This window comes from Klebsiella sp. 54, from assembly GCF_018223875.1.
In the GTDB taxonomy this organism is placed as follows: Bacteria; Pseudomonadota; Gammaproteobacteria; order Enterobacterales; family Enterobacteriaceae; genus Klebsiella; species Klebsiella quasipneumoniae.
Map to the genome: position 1 here is coordinate 1 of NZ_JAGRRA010000018.1, position 25,252 is coordinate 25,252.

Here is a 25,252-nt window from a genome sequence, read left to right on the forward strand (position 1 = left end):
ACACCAAGTTCGAATCTGAAGTGTACATTCTGTCCAAAGACGAAGGCGGCCGTCATACTCCGTTCTTCAAAGGCTACCGTCCGCAGTTCTACTTCCGTACAACTGACGTGACTGGCACCATCGAACTGCCGGAAGGCGTAGAGATGGTAATGCCGGGCGACAACATCAAAATGGTTGTTACCCTGATCCACCCGATCGCGATGGACGATGGTCTGCGTTTCGCAATCCGTGAAGGCGGTCGTACCGTTGGCGCGGGCGTGGTTGCTAAAGTTCTCGGCTAATCGCTGATAACATTTGACGCAATGCGCAATAAAAGGGCATCATTTGATGCCCTTTTTGCACGCTTTCACACCAGAACCTGGCTCATCAGTGATTTTATTTGTCATAATCATTGCTGAGACAGGCTCTGAAGAGGGCGTTTATACACCAAACCATTCGAGCGATAGTGCGACGGCAATCAGCATCCTCCTTTGCGTTAGCAGGGCAGGGGCGACAGAACCGTCAGCGTTGAAGCAATTTGAATAGTTAAGTGTATAATCCGAAACTTAATTTCGGTTTGGATCGCCTCGCCCCCGCGGGGTGAAATTGTTTGTAGAATACTTCTGACAGGTTGGTTTATGAGTGCGAATACCGAAGCTCAAGGGAGCGGGCGCGGCCTGGAAGCGATGAAGTGGATTATCGTTGCCGTGCTGCTGATCGTGGCGATCGTGGGCAACTTCCTTTATCGCGACATTATGCTGGCGGTGCGTGCGCTGGCCGTGGTTATTCTTATTGCTGCTGCCGGTGGCGTCGCGCTGTTGACGACGAAAGGTAAGGCGACCGTTGCTTTTGCTCGCGAAGCGAGAACCGAAGTTCGTAAAGTGATTTGGCCGACTCGCCAGGAAACGCTGCATACTACGCTGATTGTTGCTGCTGTGACTGCAGTAATGTCACTGATCCTGTGGGGACTGGATGGTATTCTGGTTCGCCTGGTCTCCTTTATCACTGGCCTGAGGTTCTGAGATGTCTGAAGCTCCTAAAAAGCGCTGGTACGTCGTTCAGGCGTTTTCCGGTTTTGAAGGTCGCGTAGCCACGTCGCTGCGTGAACATATCAAATTACACAACATGGAAGAGTTATTTGGCGAAGTCATGGTCCCGACCGAAGAAGTGGTTGAGATCCGTGGCGGCCAGCGTCGCAAAAGCGAACGTAAATTCTTCCCAGGCTACGTTCTGGTCCAGATGGTCATGAACGACGCAAGCTGGCACCTGGTGCGCAGCGTGCCGCGCGTGATGGGCTTCATCGGCGGTACCTCTGACCGTCCGGCGCCGATCAGCGACAAAGAAGTCGACGCCATCATGAATCGTCTGCAGCAGGTTGGCGATAAGCCGCGTCCGAAAACGCTGTTTGAACCGGGCGAAATGGTTCGCGTTAACGACGGTCCGTTCGCTGACTTTAACGGTGTGGTTGAAGAAGTGGACTATGAGAAGTCCCGCCTGAAAGTTTCCGTTTCTATCTTCGGTCGTGCGACTCCGGTAGAACTGGACTTCAGCCAGGTTGAGAAGGCGTAAGCCGGCGATCAAAAAAGCAGCGATTTAATCGTTGCATAGGGCGCGAAATTGGCATACAATTTCGCGCCTTTTGTTTTTATGGGCCCGGCCCGTAAAACGATGTTTAATCACGGGGAGCTTCTCTGAAGCGTTAATACCCAATTTGAGGATTTAAGAATGGCTAAGAAAGTCCAAGCCTACGTCAAGCTGCAGGTTGCAGCTGGTATGGCGAACCCGAGCCCGCCGGTCGGCCCAGCACTGGGTCAGCAGGGCGTGAACATCATGGAATTCTGCAAAGCGTTCAACGCCAAAACTGATTCCCTGGAGAAAGGTCTGCCGATCCCGGTTGTTATCACCGTTTACGCTGACCGTTCCTTTACCTTTGTTACCAAGACTCCGCCGGCTGCTGTTCTGCTGAAGAAAGCTGCAGGCATCAAGTCTGGTTCCGGTAAGCCGAACAAAGATAAAGTGGGTAAAATCTCCCGCGCTCAGCTGCAGGAAATCGCGCAGACCAAAGCTGCCGACATGACTGGTGCCGACATTGAAGCGATGACTCGCTCCATCGAAGGTACTGCACGTTCCATGGGCCTGGTAGTGGAGGACTAAGAAATGGCTAAACTGACCAAGCGCATGCGCGTGATCCGTGAGAAAGTTGATGCAACTAAACAGTACGACATCAACGAAGCCATCGCTCTGCTGAAAGAGCTGGCCACCGCTAAATTTACCGAAAGCGTAGACGTTGCCGTTAACCTCGGCATCGACGCTCGTAAATCTGACCAGAACGTCCGTGGCGCAACTGTACTGCCGCACGGTACTGGCCGTTCCGTTCGCGTAGCCGTATTTACCCAGGGCGCAAACGCTGAAGCTGCTAAAGCTGCAGGCGCTGAGCTGGTAGGTATGGAAGATCTGGCTGAGCAGATCAAAAAAGGCGAAATGAACTTTGACGTTGTTATTGCTTCTCCAGATGCAATGCGCGTTGTTGGCCAGCTGGGCCAGGTTCTGGGTCCGCGTGGCCTGATGCCGAACCCGAAAGTGGGTACCGTAACTCCGAACGTTGCTGAAGCGGTTAAAAACGCGAAAGCAGGTCAGGTTCGTTACCGTAACGACAAAAACGGCATCATCCACACCACCATCGGTAAAGTGGACTTTGACGCTGACAAACTGAAAGAAAACCTGGAAGCTCTGCTGGTTGCGCTGAAAAAAGCAAAACCGACTCAGGCGAAAGGCGTGTACATCAAGAAAGTTAGCATCTCCACCACCATGGGTGCAGGTGTTGCAGTAGATCAGGCTGGCCTGAACGCTTCTGCAAACTAATGCCTTTACGTGGGCGGTGATTTTGTCTACAATCTTCGCCCACGTTTGCTAACTAAGGTTAGCAGGTAACCGAATTGTTCGTTGGAGTCTGGCCTATCCAGACCTCCGTCGAAGACCGCAGGTGTTTCGCAAGAAACTTAATGCCCTGCGTAGACGGTGACAGAACGCTAAGATTATTTTTGGATATTCTGGCTTGTTTCTGCTCACCGTATTTAGACGCTCTTTTCGTTGAATTGAGTGAAGTGAGTTCCAGAGCATAGGCTCTGGCAAACATCCAGGAGCAAAGCTAATGGCTTTAAATCTTCAAGACAAACAAGCGATTGTTGCTGAAGTCAGCGAAGTAGCCAAAGGCGCGCTGTCTGCAGTAGTTGCGGATTCCCGTGGCGTAACTGTAGATAAAATGACTGAACTGCGTAAAGCAGGTCGTGAAGCTGGCGTATACATGCGTGTTGTTCGTAACACCCTGCTGCGCCGCGTCGTAGAAGGTACTCAGTTCGAGTGCCTGAAAGACACGTTTGTTGGTCCGACCCTGATTGCATACTCTATGGAACACCCGGGCGCTGCTGCTCGTCTGTTCAAAGAGTTCGCGAAAGCGAATGCAAAATTTGAGGTCAAAGCCGCTGCCTTTGAAGGTGAGCTGATCCCGGCGTCGCAGATCGACCGCCTGGCAACTCTGCCGACCTACGAAGAAGCAATTGCACGCCTGATGGCAACCATGAAAGAAGCTTCGGCTGGCAAACTGGTTCGTACTCTGGCTGCTGTACGCGATGCGAAAGAAGCTGCTTAATCGCAGTTATCTTTTTAAAGCATTCGCTTACGTATAAACTTATTCTGATATTCAGGAACAATTTAAATGTCTATCACTAAAGATCAAATCATTGAAGCAGTATCCGCTATGTCCGTAATGGACGTTGTTGAGCTGATCTCTGCAATGGAAGAAAAATTCGGTGTTTCCGCTGCTGCTGCTGTAGCTGTAGCTGCTGGCCCGGTTGAAGCTGCTGAAGAAAAAACTGAATTCGACGTAATTCTGAAAGCTGCTGGCGCTAACAAAGTTGCTGTTATCAAAGCAGTACGTGGCGCGACTGGCCTGGGTCTGAAAGAAGCTAAAGACCTGGTAGAATCTGCTCCGGCTGCACTGAAAGAAGGCATCAGCAAAGACGACGCTGAAGCTCTGAAAAAATCTCTGGAAGAAGCTGGCGCTGAAGTTGAAGTTAAATAAGCCAACCCTTCCGGTTGCAGCCTGAGAAATCAGGCTGAGGCTGGTGACTTTTTGGTCACCAGCCTTTTTGCGCTGTAAGGCGCCAGTAGCGTTTCACGCTGTTTGACTACTGGTTTGCCTCTCAATGCTTGTTTCTATCGACGACTTAATATACTGCGACAGGTTAGGGTTCCTGGGCTGTGTAAATCGCAATGAAATGGTTTAAGCGTGATAGCAACAGGCATTGCGGAAAGTGTTCCATTTTCCGGTCAACAAAATAGTGTTGCATAAAAAACTGCCCTCTGCGGGCAGATGGGTCGACTTGTCAGCGAGCTGAGGAACCCTATGGTTTACTCCTATACCGAGAAAAAACGTATTCGTAAGGATTTTGGTAAACGTCCACAAGTTCTGGATGTGCCATATCTCCTTTCTATCCAGCTTGACTCGTTCCAGAAGTTTATCGAGCAAGATCCTGAAGGGCAGTATGGTCTGGAAGCTGCTTTCCGTTCCGTATTCCCAATTCAGAGCTACAGCGGTAATTCCGAGCTGCAATACGTCAGCTACCGTCTGGGCGAACCGGTTTTTGACGTTAAAGAATGTCAGATCCGTGGCGTGACTTACTCTGCACCGCTGCGCGTAAAACTGCGTCTGGTGATCTACGAGCGCGAAGCGCCGGAAGGCACCGTCAAAGACATTAAAGAACAAGAAGTCTACATGGGCGAAATCCCGCTCATGACCGACAACGGTACCTTTGTCATCAACGGTACCGAGCGTGTTATCGTTTCTCAGCTGCACCGTAGCCCGGGCGTCTTCTTTGACAGTGACAAAGGTAAGACTCACTCATCCGGTAAGGTTCTGTATAACGCACGCATCATCCCTTACCGTGGTTCCTGGCTGGACTTCGAATTCGACCCGAAAGACAACCTGTTCGTTCGTATCGACCGTCGTCGTAAGCTGCCGGCTACCATCATCCTGCGCGCGCTGAATTACACCACTGAGCAGATCCTTGACCTGTTCTTCGAAAAAGTGGTCTTTGAAATTCGCGACAACAAGCTGCAGATGGAGCTGATTCCGGAGCGTCTGCGCGGCGAAACCGCCTCCTTCGATATCGAAGCCAACGGCAAAGTGTACGTTGAGAAAGGCCGTCGCATCACGGCTCGTCATATCCGTCAGCTGGAAAAAGACGATATCAAGCATATCGAAGTGCCGGTTGAATATATCGCTGGCAAAGTGGCGGCTAAAGACTATATCGATGAAGCGACTGGCGAACTGATCTGCCCGGCGAACATGGAGCTGAGCCTGGATCTGCTGGCTAAGCTGAGCCAGTCTGGCCACAAGCGCATCGAAACGCTGTTCACTAACGATCTGGACCACGGTCCATACATCTCTGAAACGGTACGCGTCGACCCGACTAACGATCGTCTGAGCGCGCTGGTAGAAATCTACCGCATGATGCGCCCTGGCGAGCCGCCGACTCGTGAAGCCGCAGAAAGCCTGTTTGAGAACCTGTTCTTCTCCGAAGACCGCTACGATCTGTCCGCGGTGGGTCGTATGAAGTTCAACCGTTCTCTGCTGCGCGACGAAATTGAAGGTTCCGGTATCCTGAGCAAAGACGACATCATTGAAGTGATGAAGAAGCTCATCGATATCCGTAACGGTAAAGGCGAAGTGGACGATATCGACCACCTCGGTAACCGTCGTATCCGTTCCGTTGGCGAAATGGCGGAGAACCAGTTCCGCGTTGGCCTGGTACGTGTAGAGCGTGCGGTGAAAGAGCGTCTGTCTCTGGGCGATCTGGATACCCTGATGCCTCAGGATATGATCAACGCCAAGCCGATTTCCGCAGCAGTGAAAGAGTTCTTTGGTTCCAGCCAGCTGTCTCAGTTTATGGACCAGAACAACCCGCTGTCTGAGATCACGCACAAACGTCGTATCTCCGCACTCGGCCCAGGCGGTCTGACCCGTGAGCGCGCAGGCTTCGAAGTTCGAGACGTACACCCGACTCACTATGGTCGCGTATGTCCAATCGAAACGCCTGAAGGTCCGAACATCGGTCTGATCAACTCTCTGTCCGTGTACGCGCAGACCAACGAATATGGCTTCCTTGAGACGCCGTATCGTAAAGTGACCGACGGTGTGGTTACTGACGAAATTCACTACCTGTCTGCTATCGAAGAAGGCAACTACGTTATCGCTCAGGCGAACTCCAACCTGGATGAAAACGGCCACTTCGTAGAAGACCTGGTGACCTGCCGTAGCAAAGGCGAATCCAGCTTGTTCAGCCGTGACCAGGTTGACTACATGGACGTATCCACCCAGCAGGTGGTATCCGTCGGTGCGTCCCTGATCCCGTTCCTGGAACACGATGACGCCAACCGTGCATTGATGGGTGCAAACATGCAACGTCAGGCCGTTCCGACTCTGCGCGCTGATAAGCCGCTGGTTGGTACCGGTATGGAACGTGCTGTGGCCGTCGACTCCGGTGTTACTGCGGTGGCTAAACGTGGCGGTACCGTTCAGTACGTGGATGCTTCCCGTATCGTTATCAAAGTTAACGAAGACGAGATGTACCCGGGCGAAGCAGGTATCGACATCTATAACCTGACTAAGTACACCCGTTCTAACCAGAACACCTGCATCAACCAGATGCCTTGCGTGTCCCTGGGCGAACCTATTGAGCGCGGCGACGTGCTGGCCGACGGCCCGTCCACCGACCTCGGTGAGCTGGCGCTGGGTCAGAACATGCGCGTAGCGTTCATGCCGTGGAACGGCTACAACTTCGAAGACTCCATCCTCGTTTCCGAGCGTGTTGTCCAGGAAGACCGTTTCACCACTATCCACATTCAGGAACTGGCGTGCGTGTCCCGTGACACCAAGCTGGGGCCGGAAGAGATCACCGCTGACATCCCGAACGTGGGTGAAGCTGCGCTCTCCAAACTGGATGAGTCCGGTATCGTTTATATCGGTGCGGAAGTGACCGGCGGCGACATTCTGGTTGGTAAGGTTACGCCGAAAGGTGAAACCCAGCTGACGCCGGAAGAGAAACTGCTGCGTGCGATCTTCGGTGAGAAAGCGTCTGACGTTAAAGACTCTTCTCTGCGCGTACCGAACGGTGTCTCTGGTACCGTTATCGACGTTCAGGTCTTTACCCGTGACGGCGTAGAAAAAGACAAACGTGCGCTGGAAATCGAAGAGATGCAGCTGAAGCAGGCCAAAAAAGACCTGTCTGAAGAACTGCAGATCCTCGAAGCCGGTCTGTTCAGTCGTATCTACGCGGTGCTGGTCTCCGGTGGCGTTGAAGCTGAGAAGCTCGACAAACTGCCGCGCGATCGCTGGCTGGAACTGGGCCTGACCGACGAAGAGAAACAAAATCAGCTGGAACAGCTGGCTGAGCAGTACGACGAACTGAAACACGAGTTCGAGAAAAAACTCGAAGCGAAACGCCGCAAAATCACCCAAGGCGACGATCTGGCACCGGGCGTGCTGAAGATTGTTAAGGTATACCTGGCCGTTAAACGCCGTATCCAGCCTGGTGACAAGATGGCGGGTCGTCACGGTAACAAGGGTGTTATCTCTAAGATCAACCCGATCGAAGATATGCCGCACGATGCTAACGGTACGCCGGTAGATATCGTCCTCAACCCGCTGGGCGTACCGTCTCGTATGAACATCGGTCAGATCCTGGAAACTCACCTGGGTATGGCTGCGAAAGGCATCGGCGATAAGATCAACGCCATGCTGAAACAGCAGCAGGAAGTCGCGAAACTGCGCGAGTTCATCCAGCGTGCCTACGATCTGGGCGCTGACGTTCGTCAGAAAGTTGACCTGAATACCTTCAGCGATGAAGAAGTTCTGCGTCTGGCTGAAAACCTGCGTAAAGGTATGCCGATCGCAACGCCGGTGTTCGACGGTGCGAAAGAAGCGGAAATTAAAGCGCTGCTGCAGCTGGGCGACCTGCCGACTTCCGGTCAGATCACCCTGTTCGACGGCCGCACCGGTGAGCAGTTCGAGCGTCCGGTAACCGTGGGTTACATGTACATGCTGAAACTGAACCACCTGGTCGACGACAAAATGCACGCGCGTTCCACCGGTTCTTACAGCCTGGTTACTCAGCAGCCGCTGGGTGGTAAGGCGCAGTTCGGTGGTCAGCGCTTCGGTGAGATGGAAGTGTGGGCGCTGGAAGCATACGGCGCAGCTTACACCCTGCAGGAAATGCTCACCGTTAAGTCTGATGACGTGAACGGTCGTACTAAGATGTATAAAAACATCGTGGACGGCAATCACCAGATGGAACCGGGCATGCCGGAATCCTTCAACGTACTGTTGAAAGAAATTCGCTCGCTGGGCATCAACATCGAACTGGAAGACGAGTAATTCTCGCTCAAACAGGTCACTGCTGCCGGGTTAACGCCCGGCAGCGGAATGTGCTAACTCCGACGGGAGCAAATCCGTGAAAGACTTATTAAAGTTTCTGAAAGCGCAAACTAAAACCGAAGAGTTTGATGCGATCAAAATTGCTCTGGCTTCGCCAGACATGATCCGTTCATGGTCTTTCGGTGAAGTTAAAAAGCCGGAAACCATTAACTACCGTACGTTCAAACCTGAGCGTGACGGCCTTTTCTGCGCCCGTATCTTTGGGCCGGTAAAAGACTATGAGTGCCTGTGCGGTAAGTACAAGCGCCTGAAACACCGCGGTGTGATCTGTGAGAAGTGCGGCGTTGAAGTGACCCAGACTAAAGTGCGTCGTGAGCGCATGGGCCACATCGAGCTGGCATGTCCGACTGCGCACATCTGGTTCCTGAAATCTCTGCCGTCCCGTATCGGCCTGCTGCTGGATATGCCGCTGCGCGATATCGAACGTGTACTGTACTTTGAATCCTATGTGGTTATCGAAGGTGGCATGACCAACCTCGAACGCAACCAGATTCTGACGGAAGAACAGTACCTGGACGCGCTGGAAGAGTTCGGTGACGAATTCGACGCGAAGATGGGTGCGGAAGCGATCCAGGCGCTGCTGCGCAATATGGATCTGGAGCAGGAGTGCGAGCAGCTGCGTGAAGAGCTGAACGAAACCAACTCCGAAACCAAGCGTAAAAAGCTGACCAAGCGCATTAAGCTGCTGGAAGCCTTCGTACAGTCTGGCAACAAGCCGGAGTGGATGATCCTGACCGTTCTGCCGGTACTGCCGCCAGATCTGCGTCCGCTGGTTCCGCTGGATGGCGGTCGTTTCGCGACGTCTGACCTCAACGATCTGTATCGTCGCGTGATCAACCGTAACAACCGTCTGAAACGTCTGCTGGATCTGGCTGCGCCGGACATCATCGTACGCAACGAAAAACGTATGCTGCAGGAAGCGGTAGATGCCCTGCTGGACAACGGTCGTCGCGGTCGTGCGATCACCGGTTCTAACAAACGTCCTCTGAAATCTTTGGCCGATATGATCAAAGGTAAACAGGGTCGTTTCCGTCAGAACCTGCTCGGTAAGCGCGTTGACTACTCCGGTCGTTCTGTTATCACCGTAGGTCCATACCTGCGTCTGCATCAGTGCGGTCTGCCGAAGAAAATGGCGCTGGAGCTGTTCAAACCGTTCATCTACGGCAAGCTGGAACTGCGTGGCCTGGCCACCACCATCAAAGCCGCTAAGAAGATGGTTGAGCGCGAAGAAGCTGTCGTTTGGGATATCCTGGACGAAGTGATCCGCGAACACCCGGTTCTGCTGAACCGTGCGCCGACCCTGCACCGTCTGGGTATTCAGGCATTCGAACCGGTTCTGATCGAAGGTAAAGCCATCCAGCTTCACCCGCTGGTTTGTGCGGCATACAACGCCGACTTCGATGGTGACCAGATGGCTGTTCACGTACCGCTGACGCTGGAAGCCCAGCTGGAAGCGCGTGCGCTGATGATGTCTACCAACAACATCCTGTCCCCGGCGAACGGCGAACCAATCATCGTTCCGTCTCAGGACGTTGTACTGGGTCTGTACTACATGACCCGTGACAGTGTTAACGCCAAAGGCGAAGGCATGGTGCTGACTGGCCCGAAAGAAGCTGAGCGTATTTATCGCGCCGGCCTGGCCTCTCTGCATGCGCGCGTTAAAGTGCGTATCACTGAATACGAAAAAGACGACAATGGTGAGTTTGTCGCGAAAACCAGCCTGAAAGACACGACCATTGGCCGTGCCATTCTGTGGATGATCGTACCGAAAGGCCTGCCGTTCTCTATCGTGAACCAGGCGCTCGGTAAGAAAGCGATCTCCAAGATGCTGAACACCTGTTACCGTATTCTGGGCCTGAAACCGACCGTTATTTTCGCGGACCAGACGATGTACACCGGCTTTGCTTACGCAGCGCGTTCAGGTGCATCCGTTGGTATCGATGACATGGTCATCCCGGAGAAAAAATACGAAATCATCAGCGAAGCGGAAGCGGAAGTTGCTGAGATTCAGGAACAGTTCCAGTCCGGTCTGGTGACCGCGGGCGAACGCTACAACAAAGTTATCGATATCTGGGCTGCGGCGAACGATCGTGTATCCAAAGCGATGATGGATAACCTGCAAACCGAAACCGTGATTAACCGTGACGGTCAGGAAGAGCAGCAGGTTTCCTTCAACAGCATCTACATGATGGCCGACTCCGGTGCGCGTGGTTCTGCTGCACAGATTCGTCAGCTGGCCGGTATGCGTGGTCTGATGGCGAAGCCGGATGGCTCCATCATCGAAACGCCGATCACCGCGAACTTCCGTGAAGGTCTGAACGTACTCCAGTACTTCATCTCCACGCACGGTGCGCGTAAAGGTCTGGCGGATACCGCACTGAAAACAGCGAACTCCGGTTACCTGACTCGTCGTCTGGTCGACGTTGCCCAGGACCTGGTCGTCACTGAAGACGACTGCGGCACCCTGGAAGGCATCACCATGACGCCGGTTATCGAAGGTGGCGACGTTAAAGAGCCGCTGCGCGATCGCGTACTGGGTCGTGTGACTGCGGAAGACGTGCTGAAGCCGGGTACCGCGGATATTCTGGTTCCACGCAACACGCTGCTGCACGAGCACTGGTGTGACCTGCTGGAAGCGAACTCCGTTGACTCCGTGAAAGTGCGTTCCGTTGTATCCTGTGACACCGACTTTGGTGTATGTGCGCACTGCTATGGTCGTGACCTGGCGCGTGGCCACATCATCAACAAAGGTGAGGCTATCGGCGTTATCGCGGCACAGTCCATCGGTGAGCCGGGTACACAGCTGACGATGCGTACGTTCCACATCGGTGGTGCGGCATCTCGTGCGGCTGCTGAATCCAGCATCCAGGTGAAAAACAAAGGTAGCATCAAGCTCAGCAACGCGAAGTCGGTTGTGAACTCCAGCGGTAAACTGGTTATCACTTCCCGTAACACCGAGCTGAAACTGATCGACGAATTCGGCCGTACCAAAGAGAGCTATAAAGTGCCTTACGGTGCGGTTATGGCGAAAGGCGACGGTGAGCAGGTTGCCGGCGGTGAAACCGTCGCAAACTGGGATCCGCACACCATGCCTGTTATCACCGAAGTGAGTGGTTTCATCCGCTTCACTGACATGATCGACGGCCAGACCATTACTCGTCAGACCGACGAGCTGACCGGTCTGTCTTCGCTGGTGGTTCTGGACTCTGCAGAACGTACCGCAGGTGGTAAAGATCTGCGTCCGGCGCTGAAAATCGTTGATGCTCAGGGCAACGACGTTCTGATCCCAGGTACCGATATGCCTGCTCAGTACTTCCTGCCGGGTAAAGCGATTGTTCAGCTGGAAGATGGCGTACAGATCAGCTCTGGTGACACCCTGGCGCGTATTCCGCAGGAATCCGGCGGTACCAAGGACATCACCGGTGGTCTGCCGCGCGTTGCGGACCTGTTCGAAGCACGTCGTCCGAAAGAGCCGGCAATCCTGGCTGAAATCAGCGGTATCATTTCCTTCGGTAAAGAAACCAAAGGGAAACGTCGCCTGGTTATCACCCCGGTAGACGGTAGCGAACCGTACGAAGAGATGATTCCGAAATGGCGTCAGCTCAACGTGTTCGAAGGTGAACGTGTAGAACGTGGTGACGTGGTTTCCGACGGTCCGGAAGCGCCGCACGACATTCTGCGTCTGCGTGGCGTACATGCTGTGACCCGTTACATTGTTAACGAAGTACAGGACGTATACCGTCTGCAGGGCGTTAAGATTAACGATAAACACATCGAAGTTATCGTTCGTCAGATGCTGCGTAAAGCCACCATCGAAAGCGCAGGCAGCTCCGACTTCCTCGAAGGCGAGCAGGTGGAATACTCCCGCGTCAAGATCGCGAACCGCGAACTGGAAGCGAACGGCAAAGTGGGCGCAACGTTCTCCCGCGATCTGCTGGGTATCACCAAAGCGTCTCTGGCCACCGAGTCCTTCATCTCCGCTGCATCGTTCCAGGAGACCACTCGCGTGCTGACCGAAGCAGCCGTTGCGGGCAAACGCGACGAACTGCGCGGTCTGAAAGAGAACGTCATCGTGGGTCGTCTGATCCCGGCCGGTACCGGTTATGCGTACCACCAGGATCGTATGCGCCGTCGCGCTGCTGGCGAACTGCCGGCGGCACCGCAGGTGAGCGTGGAAGAAGCATCTGCCAACCTGGCAGAGCTGCTGAACGCAGGTCTGGGCGGTTCTGACAACGATTAATCGTTGATGTACTGCTGAAAAGCCGGTCAGGTTTCCTGACCGGCTTTTTTATTGCCTGTTCTCCGCGGTACCCGTCTTTAATTACATTTACGCCATATCCAGGCTGCAATTTTTTAGCAATTAATTCATACAAAATATCCATTAATCTATCACCTCAAAAAACCTTTCTTTATATATGGGTAAAACTTCTACTCATATCAAAAAATAATCAATTCAAAGAGGATATATTCAAAATACCTGATGAATCATGGGATTACTGCTGCTGCTTTATCTTCGGCGCGACGGCTCCGGAGAGGGATCGCTGCATCTCATGCTTCCCCCAACAAGGCGCAGAAATAACCCCGGCAGACAGGTATGGATCATTACTTTAGGTCTGAGCGGACAGGCTCTGGGGGCTGCATGGAATTCGCGATACAACTCATTATTATCTTAATTTGTCTGTTTTATGGTGCCCGAAAAGGCGGTATTGCGCTGGGGCTGCTGGGCGGCATCGGTTTGGTGATCCTCGTTTTTGTTTTTCATCTCCAGCCGGGCAAACCGCCGGTTGATGTGATGCTGGTGATCATTGCGGTGGTGGCGGCCTCGGCGACGCTGCAGGCATCCGGCGGTCTGGATGTTATGCTGCAGATTGCTGAGAAGCTGCTGCGGCGTAACCCAAAATATGTCTCTATTGTGGCGCCTTTCGTCACCTGCACGCTGACCATCCTCTGCGGTACCGGTCACGTGGTGTATACCATCCTGCCGATTATCTACGATGTGGCGATTAAGAATAACATTCGCCCGGAGCGTCCGATGGCCGCCAGCTCCATTGGCGCCCAGATGGGGATCATCGCCAGCCCGGTCTCGGTGGCGGTGGTTTCGCTGGTGGCGATGCTGGGGAATTTTACCTTTAACGGTAAACATCTGGAGTTTCTCGATCTGCTGGCGATAACCATTCCGTCCACGCTGCTGGGCATTTTAGCGATCGGCATCTTCAGCTGGTTCCGCGGCAAAGATCTGGATAAAGACGAAGCCTTCCAGGCGTTTATTGCGGTACCGGAGAACCGCCATTACGTCTATGGCGATACGGCGACGCTGCTGGATAAAAAGCTGCCCACCAGCAACTGGATAGCGATGTGGATTTTTCTGGCCTCCATCGCTGTGGTGGCGCTGCTTGGCGCCTTCTCTGAACTGCGTCCGGCCTTTGACGGTAAACCGCTGTCGATGGTGCTGGTGATCCAGATGTTTATGCTGCTTTCCGGGGCGCTGATCATCATCATTACTAAAACCAACCCGGCATCGATTTCCAAAAATGAGGTCTTTCGTTCGGGAATGATCGCTATCGTCGCGGTGTACGGCATCGCCTGGATGGCGGAGACCATGTTTGGCGCGCACATGACCGAGATTAAAGGCGTACTCGGGGAGATGGTCAAAGAGTATCCATGGGCCTATGCCATCGTTCTGCTGCTGGTTTCGAAGTTTGTGAACTCGCAGGCGGCAGCGCTGGCGGCGATTGTGCCGGTGGCCCTGGCCATCGGCGTCGACCCGGCCTATATCGTGGCTTCCGCGCCGGCCTGCTATGGCTACTATATTCTGCCGACCTACCCAAGCGATCTGGCGGCGATCCAGTTTGACCGCTCAGGGACCACCCATATTGGCCGCTTTGTGATTAACCACAGCTTTATCCTGCCCGGGCTCATCGGCGTTGGCGTCTCCTGCGTGTTTGGCTGGGTATTCGCGGCGATGTACGGCTTTCTGTAAGCGGGGACGGGCGCCGGCAGCGACGCCCGTTAAATTCGAGAGATTATTGCGCGAGGGGCAGGCGACGGTATAGTTCAATCATATCGGTCGCCAGATCCTGAATGACCATGGCGTTCATCAGATGGTCCTGAGAATGCACGGTGATCAGGTTGACCGGTAACTTACCGCTGCCTTCATCCAGGCCGATAAGCTGGGTCTGAATTTTATGCGCATGTTTGACGAACTCATGGGACTCGGCCATGGCCTGCTCCGCTGCGGCAAAATCGCCTTTCCGCGCCAGCTGTAGCGCCGTGAGCGCCGCGCTGCGCGCAGAACCCGCGTTAACCAGCAGCTCCATGATGATCGTTTCTAAATCTTCCATCGATTACTCCAGCATCTTAAGGGCTTTATCCAGAACGGCATCACCTTTCATCATGCCGTAGTCCATCATATCGATCACGGCGACCTTTTTGCCTAACGGGTCGGCCAGCGCCTGCAGCTTCGCCTGCTCATATTTCACCTGCGGGCCGAGCAGAATAATGTCGGCGGCGGCCAGATTATCTTTAAACTCGGCGACCGGTACGGCCTTGATGGAGACTTCAACACCTTTCTTCTGCGCGGCATCTTGCATACGCTGAACCAGCATGCTGGTAGACATACCGGCGGCACAGCACAAAACGATATTCTTCATAGTCAGTGGCCCTTGTGTTCCGTGATGTCTTATCTTTATCGCGGCCCTGGCGATGCGACAACCGCTTTACCGTGATTGTGTGTAAGTCATCACACAAAAATTGAAACCGGTTTCATTTTTGCCGAAAAAAATAAAAAAGCCCACCGAAGTGGGCGGTTGCGGCCCTGAAGCCCTAGGCGCGCAGGATGCGGTTTTTACCCTGCTGTTTGGCTTTGTACAGCGCTTCATCGACGCTCACCACCAGCTTATCCAGCGGCTCCATGTTCCATTCCCCCAGCCCGGCGCTGAAGGTGACCGTCAGGCCATCTTCGCGCCAGGTGCGCCGTTCGACGTTTACCCGCCATGTTTCCAGCAGCGTGCGGGCGTTATCAATATGTTCGGCAGGAAAGACCACCGCGAACTCTTCGCCACCATAGCGATAGAGGGATATCTCCAGCGGCTGGAGGACCTGCAGTCCTTCGCGGGCGACGTTTCGCAGAACGATATCGCCGTTGAGGTGACCCCAGGTGTCGTTGATCGATTTGAAGTTATCGATATCGACCAGCGCGAGGGCGAACGGCTGATGATCGTTCATCAGCGCGGCAATATCGCTATCGAAGGCGCGGCGGTTCTTGCAGCCGGTGAGCGCGTCGATGGTCGCCTGGCGGACGTAGGTCAGCTCGCGCTGCTTATTAGTTTCAATGGCTTTACTCAGCATCGCCTCGAGGCGGGGGGCGCGTTTGACGTCGCCGGTTTTAATCGCATTGATGATATTCATCAGCACGGTGCGGGAGGCATGACGCAGATAAAGGCCGAACAGGATGATGATGATCGCCGCGAGGGCAAAACCGCCGATCACTAAATTGGTTTCATGGCGCGTCAGATTGACCAGGGTGGTGTTATCAACACGGAAAATCACAAACCAGTCGGGATTGGTAAAGGAGTAATAGTAATACCAGGTGTCGCTTCCGGGATCGTAAAGCTGCCCCTCGCCGCTGGTCATTTTATCCATCAGCTCATTACTGACGAAGGGTTTAAACAGCGCACCAGGGTCGGAGTGCAGGACCACTTTGCCATCACGCTGCACCACAAAAAACTCGCCCTGTACGGGGGCCACCATCTGACGCAGCGCGAACCCCATGGAGGTGAGATCAAGATGAAAGGCCAGGCTGCCCTTGAGTTTCCCTTCCGGGGTGATGATGGGTTTGAAAATGGTAATCGTCGGATGGTGGGTAAAAAAATCCATATATGGGCTGGTGTAGTGGCTGAAGGTGCTGGCTTCCGCCTGTTTGATAAACCAGGGCCGCGTTCTGGGATCGAAAGCCCGGCTGTCTTCATTTTCCAGCACCTCCGGGGCGCGCAGATAGTGGCCCTCGGTATCCGCCAGTGAGATGGATGAGACGCTCGGCATCATGTTCTGTAACTGCATCAGCGTCGTTAATCCTTTCTCCGGCTCCACATTGACGGCGCGATTCAGTTCGTCATTGCGGGCAAAGAAGGCGACCGCGCGCCCAAGGATAAAATCATTTTCCCGCAGCAGGGTTTCCGTATAGTTGATCGCCAGGTTGTGGGTAAAGTTGCGGTTAATGTCGTGATAATCTTCAAGAAAATCTTTCCGCTGCGCCAGGGTGACAAAAATAGCGATCAGCATAAAACTGAGCAAGATGCCGGCAAACCCCACGACGATCGGCGTCGTGAAAGAGAGCTTTCTGTTGTGTAGAGCCATGAATCGTTAATCGTCCCGGATGTATAAACCATGGGTCCGAACGCAGGTTGTGACTGCGGCGCCTGCCGATCGAATCAGTTAACTATTGCTCAATTATAACTCTGAGGCCTTCATGTATCGTGATTTATATTCGGCGATAATGCACAGGCCCTCGTTCAGCGCGGAGAGGCAGGGCGAAAATGAGGAAGAAAAGGTTCGCCCTGGTCAGCGTCCGCTGCTGACCCGGGCAGAATAGAAAAAGGGCGCCTGGCGGGCCAGTTCCCGTTTTTCATCTCTCGTGCAGACGCGCAAAAATATCAGGCGCTTACACTGTTCATCATGAGATTTGCGAGGCGCGTCCCAGCCAGCTGTCCCAGTCTTTCCATACCGGCTGCAGGCCGCGGGCAGCCAGCGCGCTGGCGACTTCTTCAGGTCGACGGCCATCGTGCGGCGCGAACTGCTCAAGCTCCGGATGATCGTCGGCGTAACCCCCGGGCTGGGTTTTGGAGAAGGCGCTGACGTTATTGATCGCCAGCGGGATCACCCGGTCGCGGAACCAGGGGGATTCGCGGGTGGATAGCGACAGCTCAACCTCCGGCGCCAGCAGGCGGAAGGCGCAGATGGTCTGCACCAGCTGACGCTCATCCATTAGCGAGGCTGGTTCAATGCCGCCGGCGCAGGGACGCAGACGCGGGAAGGAGACCGAATAGCGGCTGCGCCAGTAGCGTTGCTGCAGCCACAACAGGTGCTCAGCGACCATAAAGCAGTCCACTCGCCAGCTGTCGGAAAGGCCGATCAGCGCGCCAAGGCCGATCTTATCGATCCCCGCCTCGCCCAGGCGATCCGGCGTATCCAGCCGCCAGAAGAAATCCTGTTTTTTCCCTTTCAGATGGTGCTGGGCGTACATACCTTCGTGATAGGTCTCCTGATAGACCATCACCCCGTCGAGCCCCAGGGTTTTCAGCTCGGCATACTCGTCGGTCGCCAGCGGCTGTACCTCCATCTGCAGCGAGGCAAACTGGCTGCGGATTGCCGGCAGGTGCTGGCGGAAATAATCCATTCCCACCTTGCCCTGATGCTCACCGGTTACCAGCAGCAGATGCTCAAAACCCAGGTCGCGGATCGCGGCGCACTCGCGGGCAATCTCGGCGGCATCCAGCGTCTTGCGCTTAATGCGATTGCTCATCGAGAAGCCGCAGTAGGTGCAGTCGTTGGCGCACAGGTTGGAGAGATACAGCGGCACGTAGAAGCTGACGGTATTGCCGAAGCGCTGGCGGGTAAGCCGCTGCGCGCGCTGGGCCAGAGGTTCAAGATACCCGGCCGCCGCTGGCGAAAGCAGTGCCATCATATCGTCGCGGGTCAGCTGTTTGGCCGCCAGCGCCTGTTCGACATCGGCGGCGGTTTTACTGTTGATGCGCAGGCGGATGTCGTCCCACTCCAGCTGCCGCCAGCGATCGCTAAAGGTTTTCATGCCAGCGCCTCCAGGAATCCGGTGAGCGGGCTGGTGGCCTGCGCCTGCGCGCTGCGCGCCCCCGGTCCGGCCTGACGGGCCAGCAAGCCGGCCTCGACCGCCATACGGAAGGCGTGGGCCATGGCCACGGGATCGTCGGCGACGGCAATAGCGGTATTGACCAGCACCGCGTCCGCTCCCATTTCCAGCGCCTGCGCCGCATGGCTCGGAACGCCGATGCCGGCGTCGACGACCACCGGCACCGTCGCCTGTTCGATAATAATCTCCAGCATGGCTTTGGTTTCCAGCCCCTGATTTGAGCCGATCGGCGCGCCCAGGGGCATCACCGCCGCGCAGCCAGCCTCTTCCAGTCGTTTACACAGCACCGGGTCGGCGCCGCAGTAGGGCAGCACCACGAACCCTTCGCGGACCAGCAGCTCCGCCGCTTTCAGGGTTTCAATCGGGTCGGGCAGCAACCAGCGGGCGTCCGGGTGGATCTCCAGTTTCAGCCAGTGGGTGCCCAGAGCCTCCCGTGCCAGGCGGGCGGCAAACACCGCCTCTTCCGCCGTCTTGGCGCCCGAGGTATTCGGCAGCAGGCTGACCCCCGCCGCCAGCAGCGGGGCGAGGATGGCGTCATTGTGCTGACGTAAATCGACGCGCTTCATTGCCAGGGTGACCAGCTGGCTGCCCGAGGCGCGAATCGCCTCAACCATCACCCCCGGGGCGGCGAATTTGCCGGTACCGGTGAAAAGATGGGATTCAAATGTTTTGTCTGCAATACGTAACATGTCAGCCTCCAGCGATAACCTGAAAAAGCAGGACTCGATCGCCTTCCTGCAAGAGATGATCTTCCCACCGATCGCGCGGCAGAATGTGTTGATTGAGCGCCAGCGCGACGCCCGGCTGCAGCTGTTCGAGCTGGGTCAGCAGGGCGCTCACGCTGAGATTGTCGGCGCACGCCAGCGGCTCGTCGTTAAACCAGATCTGCATGTCGCCCTCCGCACACCGGGCAGCCCCGGGAGCGCTGTAGCGCCAGGTTACGCCAGCTGCTGGTGCGGGCGTCGAACAGCCGCAGTGTGTTGCGCGGCGTCGTCATGCCGCTGAGCAGCTTAATCGCCTCCAGCGCCTGCAGCGTGCCCATCATGCCGACCACCGGGCCGACGATCCCCGCGGTGCGGCAGTTGCGCTGCGGTTCGTCGCTATCCGGCCACAGGCAGCGATAGCAGCCCTGTGTCCAGGGCGGGGTGAGCACCATCAGCTGACCGCCGAAGCCGACGGCGCTGGCGGTCACTAACGGGATGTCGAGGGCCACGCAGGCGGCATTGATCGCCTGGCGGGTGACCATGTTATCGGTACAGTCCAGCACCACGTCCGCTTTCGCCACCTCGGCGCGCAGCGCCTCGCCGCTTAAGCGCTGCTGGAGCGCAACCAGTGTGATCTGCGGATTTAGCTGGCTGAGCCGCGTCTTTGCCGCCGCGGCTTTTGGCCGATCGATATCCGCGCTGGTGAACAGGATCTGCCGCTGCAGATTGCTGAGATGCACGGCGTCGTCATCGGCCAGGGTCAGCGTCCCGACGCCAGCCCCGGCCAGATAGAGCGCCGCCGGGGAGCCCAGCCCGCCAAGGCCGATAATCAGCACCCGGCTGGCTAACAGCTTCTGCTGACCCTCGATGGCAATATCCTCCAGCAGCAGCTGGCGGCTATAGCGCATAAAGTCGTGATCATTCATCGCCCGCTCCTGCCAGCGCCAGCAGCTGGTCGGTTGCTGCCCGCCAGTCCGCCGCCTGGGTGATGGCGCTGACCACAGCGATGCTGCCGACGCCGGTCGCCAGCACCGCCGGGGCCTTTTCAAGGCTAATTCCGCCGATCGCCACGGTGGGGTAATCCGCCAGGCGTTGGATATGTCTGGCAAGCTGCTCGAGTCCCTGCGGCGCGGAGGGCATCTGTTTGGTTTGCGTCGGGAAGACGTGACCCAGAGCGATGTAAGAGGGACGCGCCGCCAGGGCGATATCAATCTCCATATCGTCATGGGTGGAGACGCCAAGACGTAGCCCGGCTTTGCGGATGGCGCTCAGATCGGTGGTTTCCAGATCTTCTTGTCCGAGATGTACGCCGTAGGCCTGGTGCTTGATCGCCAGTCGCCAGTAATCGTTAATGAACAGCCGGGCGTGATAGCGGCGGCCAAGGGCGATGGCGGCGATGACGTCATCCTCCACCTCGCTGTCGCGTCGGTCCTTGATGCGTAACTGAAGGGTGCGTACTCCAGCTTCGAGCAGGCGTTCAATCCACGCCACGCTGTCCACTACCGGGTAGAGCCCGAGACGAAACGGGACGGGTGGAAAATCAGGCTGATACATCAGACTTCCTCCTGTTTCAGGTAGATTTCGCCGCCGCGGGCGCGGAAGTGATGCGACATATCGGCCATGCCGGCGTCGATGGCCTGCCTGGCGGCGTAGTCGCGGACTTCCTGAGTGATCTTCATTGAGCAGAATTTCGGACCGCACATGGAGCAGAAGTGGGCAACTTTGCCGGATTCCTGCGGCAGGGTTTCATCGTGATAGGCCCGAGCGGTGAACGGATCCAGCGCGAGGTTAAACTGGTCTTCCCAGCGGAATTCGAAGCGCGCCTTCGACATGGCGTTATCGCGGATCTGCGCCCCTGGATGGCCTTTCGCCAGGTCAGCGGCGTGGGCGGCGATTTTGTAGGTAATCAATCCCTGCTTCACATCCTCTTTGTTGGGCAAGCCGAGATGCTCTTTCGGCGTGACATAGCACAGCATGGCGCAGCCGAACCAGCCGATCATCGCCGCGCCGATGCCGGAGGTGAAATGGTCGTAGCCCGGCGCAATGTCGGTGGTGAGCGGCCCGAGGGTGTAGAACGGCGCTTCGTGGCAGTGCTCCAGCTCTTCGGTCATATTGCGGCGGATCATCTGCATCGGCACGTGGCCGGGACCTTCGATCATCACCTGCACGTCATACTCCCAGGCGATTTTCGTCAGCTCGCCGAGGGTGCGCAGCTCGGAGAACTGTGCTTCGTCGTTGGCATCCTGAATGGAGCCGGGGCGCAGGCCATCGCCCAGCGACAGCGAAACGTCATAGGCGGCGCAGATTTCGCAGATTTCGCGGAAGTGCTGGTAGAGGAAGTTTTCCTGATGGTGCGACAGGCACCATTTGGCCATGATCGAGCCGCCGCGCGAGACGATGCCGGTCAGACGCTTCGCGGTCATCGGGACGTAGCGCAGCAGTACGCCGGCGTGAATGGTGAAGTAGTCGACTCCCTGTTCGGCCTGTTCCAGCAGGGTATCGCGGAAGACTTCCCAGGTGAGGTTCTCGGCGATGCCGTTGACCTTCTCCAGCGCCTGGTAAATCGGCACAGTGCCGATGGGGACCGGACTGTTACGCAGGATCCACTCGCGGGTTTCGTGGATATAGCGGCCGGTAGAGAGATCCATCACCGTATCGGCGCCCCAGCGGGTAGACCAGACCAGTTTCTCGACCTCTTCTTCGATGGAAGAGGTCACCGCCGAGTTGCCGATATTAGCATTCACTTTCACCAGGAAGTTGCGCCCGATAATCATCGGCTCAGACTCCGGGTGGTTGATATTGGCCGGGATGATGGCGCGCCCGGCGGCCACTTCATCGCGGACGAACTCGGGGGTAATGTTTTCCGGCAGGCGGGCGCCGAAGCCTTCTCCGGCATGCTGCTGGCGCAGAACTTCGCTGCGAATACGTTCACGGCCCATGTTTTCGCGTATAGCGATGAACTCCATCTCCGGGGTGACGATCCCCTGGCGGGCGTAGTGCAGTTGGGTAACACATTTGCCGGCAACGGCGCGTTTTGGCGTCAGCTGGCTATTGAAGCGCAGCTCATCGAGGCCGTCATCGGCCAGCCGCGCTTTGGTATAGGCCGAGCTGCGTTCGCTGAGCGGGGCGCAGTCATTACGTGCGTCGATCCACGGCTGGCGCAGCCTGGCCAGCCCCTGGCGGACATCAATGCCAATATCCGGGTCGCCATAAGGCCCGGAGGTGTCATACACCGGGATCGGTTCGTTGGCTTCGTAATGGGGGTTATCGTTATCGCCGCCGACGAGGGTCGGGCTGAGCTGGATTTCGCGCATTGGGACGCGGATATCCGCTTGTGAACCTTGAATGTAGATACGGCGCGAATTAGGAAAAGCAGCGCCTTCCAGCGTATCGATAAATCGCTGCGCGTGCTCGCGTAGCTCACGACGGGTCAGTTTGGTAGTAGACATAGCGCATTCCAGATATAAAGGACATGGCTTGTCAGACGACGGATGGAGTAACAGATGCGATCGGCCCTGACGGACTGACGCGAACAGCAGTTTACTCTTGTTCCCTTCGCAGGTATTAGCCTGATCAGGTTCCGCGGATCCCGAATTAACGGTCTCAGCCTTTTCCATGTAGCCTTCACATGGAAAATAAGCACTCCGACAAGATGACATCCCCTCCGGGGAGGGGGAATGGAGGTAAACTACTCGTTAATTGCGCACAACTCAAGCGGTCGGGGCAATATTATCGCGCACCTCATCGCTCAGGTGATGGGCGACGGCGAGGGCGATCAGTTTATCTTCCAGGGCGAAACGCGCTTCCAGCGACTCGCCGATATCCGACAGCGCCTGCTGAAATTCAAGGTAGTTATCATGATCAATGGCGTTTTCGAGGCAGGTATCGTAGTAGTCCATCATCTGCTGGGTATTGGCTTCCAGCTGCGGGTAAAGCCGGGTGGCGGCTAAAAGTGGGGTATCGCCTTCCATTTCGCCAATAATGCGTTCATAAATACTAAAATGACCGGACGAGAGGTAATCCACCAGGCTTTGGCAAAAGTCATCCAGCGCCTTTTCGTTTATCCGCATAAACGACTCTTTGCCCGGTTTCAGGCCAACCAGATTGTAGTAAGCCACGAGCAGATGCTTACGCACTTGTAGCCAGCGATCGACCAGTTCATTACTACCGCCAACGCGCTCCGTCAGATTTTCCAGCTGGTTTAGCATGATTGACTCCGCTAGTTTTGATTTAAATCTGCTCACCAAAATGTAAATATAATGTTAACAACATGCCAGTGAAGCAAAGGTAGTGCAATAGATATGGATCGTATTATTGAAAAATTAGATCGCGGCTGGTGGGTTGTCAGTCACGAACAAAAATTATGGTTGCCTGGTGGAGAATTACCACATGGCGAAGCGGTTAATTTCGATCTTGTCGGCCAGCATGCGCTGCATATTGGCGAATGGCAGGGGGAGCCCGTCTGGATGGTGCGCCAGGATCGCCGCCATGACATGGGATCGTTACGCCAGGTGCTGGATCAGGATCCGGGTCTATTCCAGCTGGCGGGGCGAGGGATCCAGCTTGCCGAATTTTACCGATCGCATAAATTTTGCGGCTACTGCGGCCACCCGATGCATGCCAGTAAAAGTGAATGGGCGATGCTGTGCAGCCACTGCCGTGAACGTTACTACCCGCAAATCGCCCCGTGCATTATCGTCGCTATCCGTCGCGACGATGCGATCCTGCTGGCGCAACATACCCGACATCGCAATGGGGTACACACCGTGCTGGCCGGATTCGTCGAAGTTGGCGAAACCCTTGAGCAGGCGGTCGCCCGTGAGGTGATGGAGGAGAGCGGTATCAAGGTGAAAAATCTGCGCTACGTGACTTCTCAACCCTGGCCGTTCCCGCAGTCGCTGATGACTGCCTTTATGGCGGATTACGCAGAGGGCGATATCGTGGTGGATAAAAAAGAGTTACTCAGCGCGGACTGGTACCGCTATGACGATCTGCCGCTTCTGCCGCCGCCAGGTACGGTGGCGCGCCGGCTTATCGAAGATACCGTCGCGATGTGTCGGGCAGAGTTCGAGTGACATGTTACACTGGGCGTATCAACGCTAAAGGAATGTAAAAATGACCGAACTGAAGAACGATCGTTACCTGCGCGCGCTGCTGCGTCAGCCGGTTGATGTCACCCCGGTGTGGATGATGCGCCAGGCGGGCCGCTATTTACCGGAGTACAAAGCCACCCGTGCGCAAGCGGGCGACTTTATGTCGCTGTGTAAAAATGCCGAGCTGGCCTGCGAAGTGACGCTCCAGCCGCTGCGTCGTTATCCGCTGGACGCGGCGATCCTCTTTTCGGACATCCTGACCATCCCGGACGCCATGGGACTGGGGCTGTACTTTGAGGCAGGCGAAGGCCCGCGCTTCACCTCGCCGGTGAAAAGCAAAGCCGACGTCGACAAGCTGCCAGTCCCGGATCCCGAGCAGGAACTGGGCTACGTGATGAATGCCGTGCGCACCATTCGCCGTGAACTGAAAGGCGAAGTGCCGCTGATCGGTTTTTCCGGTAGCCCATGGACGCTGGCGACCTACATGGTGGAAGGTGGCAGCAGTAAGGCTTTCACCGTCATCAAAAAGATGATGTACGCCGAACCGCAGGCGCTGCACGCGCTGCTGGATAAACTGGCGAAGAGCGTCACCCTGTACCTCAACGCGCAGATAAAAGCCGGCGCGCAGTCAGTAATGATTTTTGACACCTGGGGCGGGGTGCTGACCGGTCGCGACTATCAGCAGTTTTCCCTCTACTATATGCATAAAATCGTCGATGGCCTGCTGCGGGAAAACGAAGGCCGCCGCGTGCCGGTGACCCTGTTCACCAAAGGCGGCGGTCAGTGGCTGGAAGCGATGGCGGAGACCGGCTGTGACGCGCTGGGTCTCGACTGGACCACCGATATTGCCGATGCCCGTCGTCGCGTGGGCGACAAAGTCGCGCTGCAGGGCAACATGGATCCGTCCATGCTCTATGCGCCCCCCGCGCGTATTGAAGAAGAAGTCGCGACCATCCTCGCCGGCTTTGGTCAGGGGGAAGGCCACGTCTTTAACCTCGGCCACGGCATCCATCAGGACGTTGACCCTGAGCATGCGGGCGTCTTTGTTGAAGCGGTGCATCGTCTTTCCGCACCCTATCACCAGTAGGAGATCAGCCAT

The 25,252-nt window shown here is 55.9% G+C and carries 21 protein-coding genes, 1 pseudogene and 1 riboswitch; of the genes and pseudogenes, 12 read left to right on the forward strand and 10 right to left on the reverse strand.

Annotated features, from left to right (window positions below):
* The 10 genes and pseudogenes from tuf to dcuB form a co-directional block, all read left to right on the forward strand.
* Positions 1-281: pseudogene (gene tuf, locus KHQ24_RS23795) on the forward strand (elongation factor Tu); the annotation flags it as partial.
* Between the two features lie 336 nt (positions 282-617).
* On the forward strand, positions 618-1,001 hold the full coding sequence (gene secE / locus KHQ24_RS23800; RefSeq protein ID WP_002883772.1) for a preprotein translocase subunit SecE: 384 nt from the start codon (positions 618-620) through the stop codon (positions 999-1,001).
* A 1-nt stretch (position 1,002) separates the two neighbouring features.
* On the forward strand, positions 1,003-1,548 hold the full coding sequence (gene nusG / locus KHQ24_RS23805; RefSeq protein WP_001287521.1) for a transcription termination/antitermination protein NusG: 546 nt from the start codon (positions 1,003-1,005) through the stop codon (positions 1,546-1,548).
* A gap of 156 nt (positions 1,549-1,704) precedes the next feature.
* Positions 1,705-2,133, forward strand: coding sequence for a 50S ribosomal protein L11 (gene rplK / locus KHQ24_RS23810; protein WP_002884034.1), 429 nt, complete (start codon positions 1,705-1,707; stop codon positions 2,131-2,133).
* Positions 2,134-2,136: 3 nt separating this feature from the next.
* Entirely contained in the window at positions 2,137-2,841 is a 705-nt protein-coding gene (gene rplA / locus KHQ24_RS23815) for a 50S ribosomal protein L1 (RefSeq protein ID WP_002884036.1), read from the forward strand.
* Positions 2,842-3,130: 289 nt separating this feature from the next.
* A complete protein-coding gene (gene rplJ / locus KHQ24_RS23820; RefSeq protein WP_001207203.1) occupies positions 3,131-3,628 on the forward strand; it encodes a 50S ribosomal protein L10 in 498 nt (165 codons plus the stop codon).
* 66 nt (positions 3,629-3,694) lie between these two features.
* Positions 3,695-4,060: a 50S ribosomal protein L7/L12 gene (gene rplL / locus KHQ24_RS23825; RefSeq protein WP_002884142.1), complete on the forward strand. Its 366-nt coding sequence runs from the start codon at positions 3,695-3,697 to the stop codon at positions 4,058-4,060.
* A 324-nt stretch (positions 4,061-4,384) separates the two neighbouring features.
* Positions 4,385-8,413, forward strand: coding sequence for a DNA-directed RNA polymerase subunit beta (gene rpoB, locus KHQ24_RS23830; protein WP_004206758.1), 4,029 nt, complete (start codon positions 4,385-4,387; stop codon positions 8,411-8,413).
* 76 nt (positions 8,414-8,489) lie between these two features.
* On the forward strand, positions 8,490-12,713 hold the full coding sequence (gene rpoC, locus KHQ24_RS23835) for a DNA-directed RNA polymerase subunit beta' (protein WP_004206757.1): 4,224 nt from the start codon (positions 8,490-8,492) through the stop codon (positions 12,711-12,713).
* A gap of 399 nt (positions 12,714-13,112) precedes the next feature.
* A complete protein-coding gene (gene dcuB / locus KHQ24_RS23840) occupies positions 13,113-14,453 on the forward strand; it encodes an anaerobic C4-dicarboxylate transporter DcuB (RefSeq protein WP_008808003.1) in 1,341 nt (446 codons plus the stop codon).
* Positions 14,454-14,496: 43 nt separating this feature from the next.
* Here dcuB and KHQ24_RS23845 read toward each other — a convergent pair whose 3' ends face one another.
* The 10 genes from KHQ24_RS23845 to rsd all read right to left on the reverse strand — a co-directional run bounded on the left by KHQ24_RS23845 (position 14,497) and on the right by rsd (position 23,268).
* Entirely contained in the window at positions 14,497-14,814 is a 318-nt protein-coding gene (locus tag KHQ24_RS23845; RefSeq protein ID WP_004206755.1) for a PTS lactose/cellobiose transporter subunit IIA, read from the reverse strand.
* 3 nt (positions 14,815-14,817) lie between these two features.
* On the reverse strand, positions 14,818-15,123 hold the full coding sequence (locus tag KHQ24_RS23850; RefSeq protein ID WP_211777513.1) for a PTS sugar transporter subunit IIB: 306 nt from the start codon (positions 15,121-15,123) through the stop codon (positions 14,818-14,820).
* 172 nt (positions 15,124-15,295) lie between these two features.
* Positions 15,296-16,828 carry a sensor domain-containing diguanylate cyclase gene (locus KHQ24_RS23855; protein ID WP_004206753.1) on the reverse strand — a complete coding sequence of 511 codons (1,533 nt, stop codon included), beginning with the start codon at positions 16,826-16,828 and terminating at the stop codon, positions 15,296-15,298.
* A 316-nt stretch (positions 16,829-17,144) separates the two neighbouring features.
* Positions 17,145-18,278, reverse strand: coding sequence for a 2-iminoacetate synthase ThiH (gene thiH, locus KHQ24_RS23860; RefSeq protein WP_211777514.1), 1,134 nt, complete (start codon positions 18,276-18,278; stop codon positions 17,145-17,147).
* Positions 18,275-19,045 carry a thiazole synthase gene (gene thiG, locus KHQ24_RS23865; RefSeq protein WP_032456545.1) on the reverse strand — a complete coding sequence of 257 codons (771 nt, stop codon included), beginning with the start codon at positions 19,043-19,045 and terminating at the stop codon, positions 18,275-18,277. Before thiG ends, thiH begins: the two co-directional genes overlap by 4 nt.
* 1 nt (position 19,046) lies before the next feature.
* The gene (gene thiS, locus KHQ24_RS23870) at positions 19,047-19,247 is read right to left on the reverse strand and encodes a sulfur carrier protein ThiS (protein WP_004206750.1); all 201 of its coding nucleotides are present in this window, start codon (positions 19,245-19,247) and stop codon (positions 19,047-19,049) included.
* Entirely contained in the window at positions 19,231-19,986 is a 756-nt protein-coding gene (gene thiF / locus KHQ24_RS23875; protein ID WP_004206749.1) for a thiazole biosynthesis adenylyltransferase ThiF, read from the reverse strand. Before thiF ends, thiS begins: the two co-directional genes overlap by 17 nt.
* Positions 19,979-20,614 carry a thiamine phosphate synthase gene (gene thiE / locus KHQ24_RS23880; RefSeq protein WP_017901116.1) on the reverse strand — a complete coding sequence of 212 codons (636 nt, stop codon included), beginning with the start codon at positions 20,612-20,614 and terminating at the stop codon, positions 19,979-19,981. Before thiE ends, thiF begins: the two co-directional genes overlap by 8 nt.
* Positions 20,614-22,509 carry a phosphomethylpyrimidine synthase ThiC gene (thiC, locus tag KHQ24_RS23885; RefSeq protein WP_023319462.1) on the reverse strand — a complete coding sequence of 632 codons (1,896 nt, stop codon included), beginning with the start codon at positions 22,507-22,509 and terminating at the stop codon, positions 20,614-20,616. Before thiC ends, thiE begins: the two co-directional genes overlap by 1 nt.
* An 84-nt stretch (positions 22,510-22,593) precedes the next feature.
* A riboswitch (TPP riboswitch) is annotated at positions 22,594-22,717 on the reverse strand.
* 53 nt (positions 22,718-22,770) lie between these two features.
* Complete coding sequence (gene rsd, locus KHQ24_RS23890; RefSeq protein ID WP_211777515.1) at positions 22,771-23,268, reverse strand: sigma D regulator; 498 nt, start codon at positions 23,266-23,268, stop codon at positions 22,771-22,773.
* Between the two features lie 93 nt (positions 23,269-23,361).
* On the opposite strand from rsd, the gene nudC reads away from it, so the two are divergent.
* Positions 23,362-24,135: an NAD(+) diphosphatase gene (nudC, locus tag KHQ24_RS23895; protein ID WP_004206745.1), complete on the forward strand. Its 774-nt coding sequence runs from the start codon at positions 23,362-23,364 to the stop codon at positions 24,133-24,135.
* Between the two features lie 40 nt (positions 24,136-24,175).
* Positions 24,176-25,240: a uroporphyrinogen decarboxylase gene (hemE, locus tag KHQ24_RS23900; protein WP_004206744.1), complete on the forward strand. Its 1,065-nt coding sequence runs from the start codon at positions 24,176-24,178 to the stop codon at positions 25,238-25,240.
* Positions 25,241-25,252: the final 12 nt, after the last annotated feature.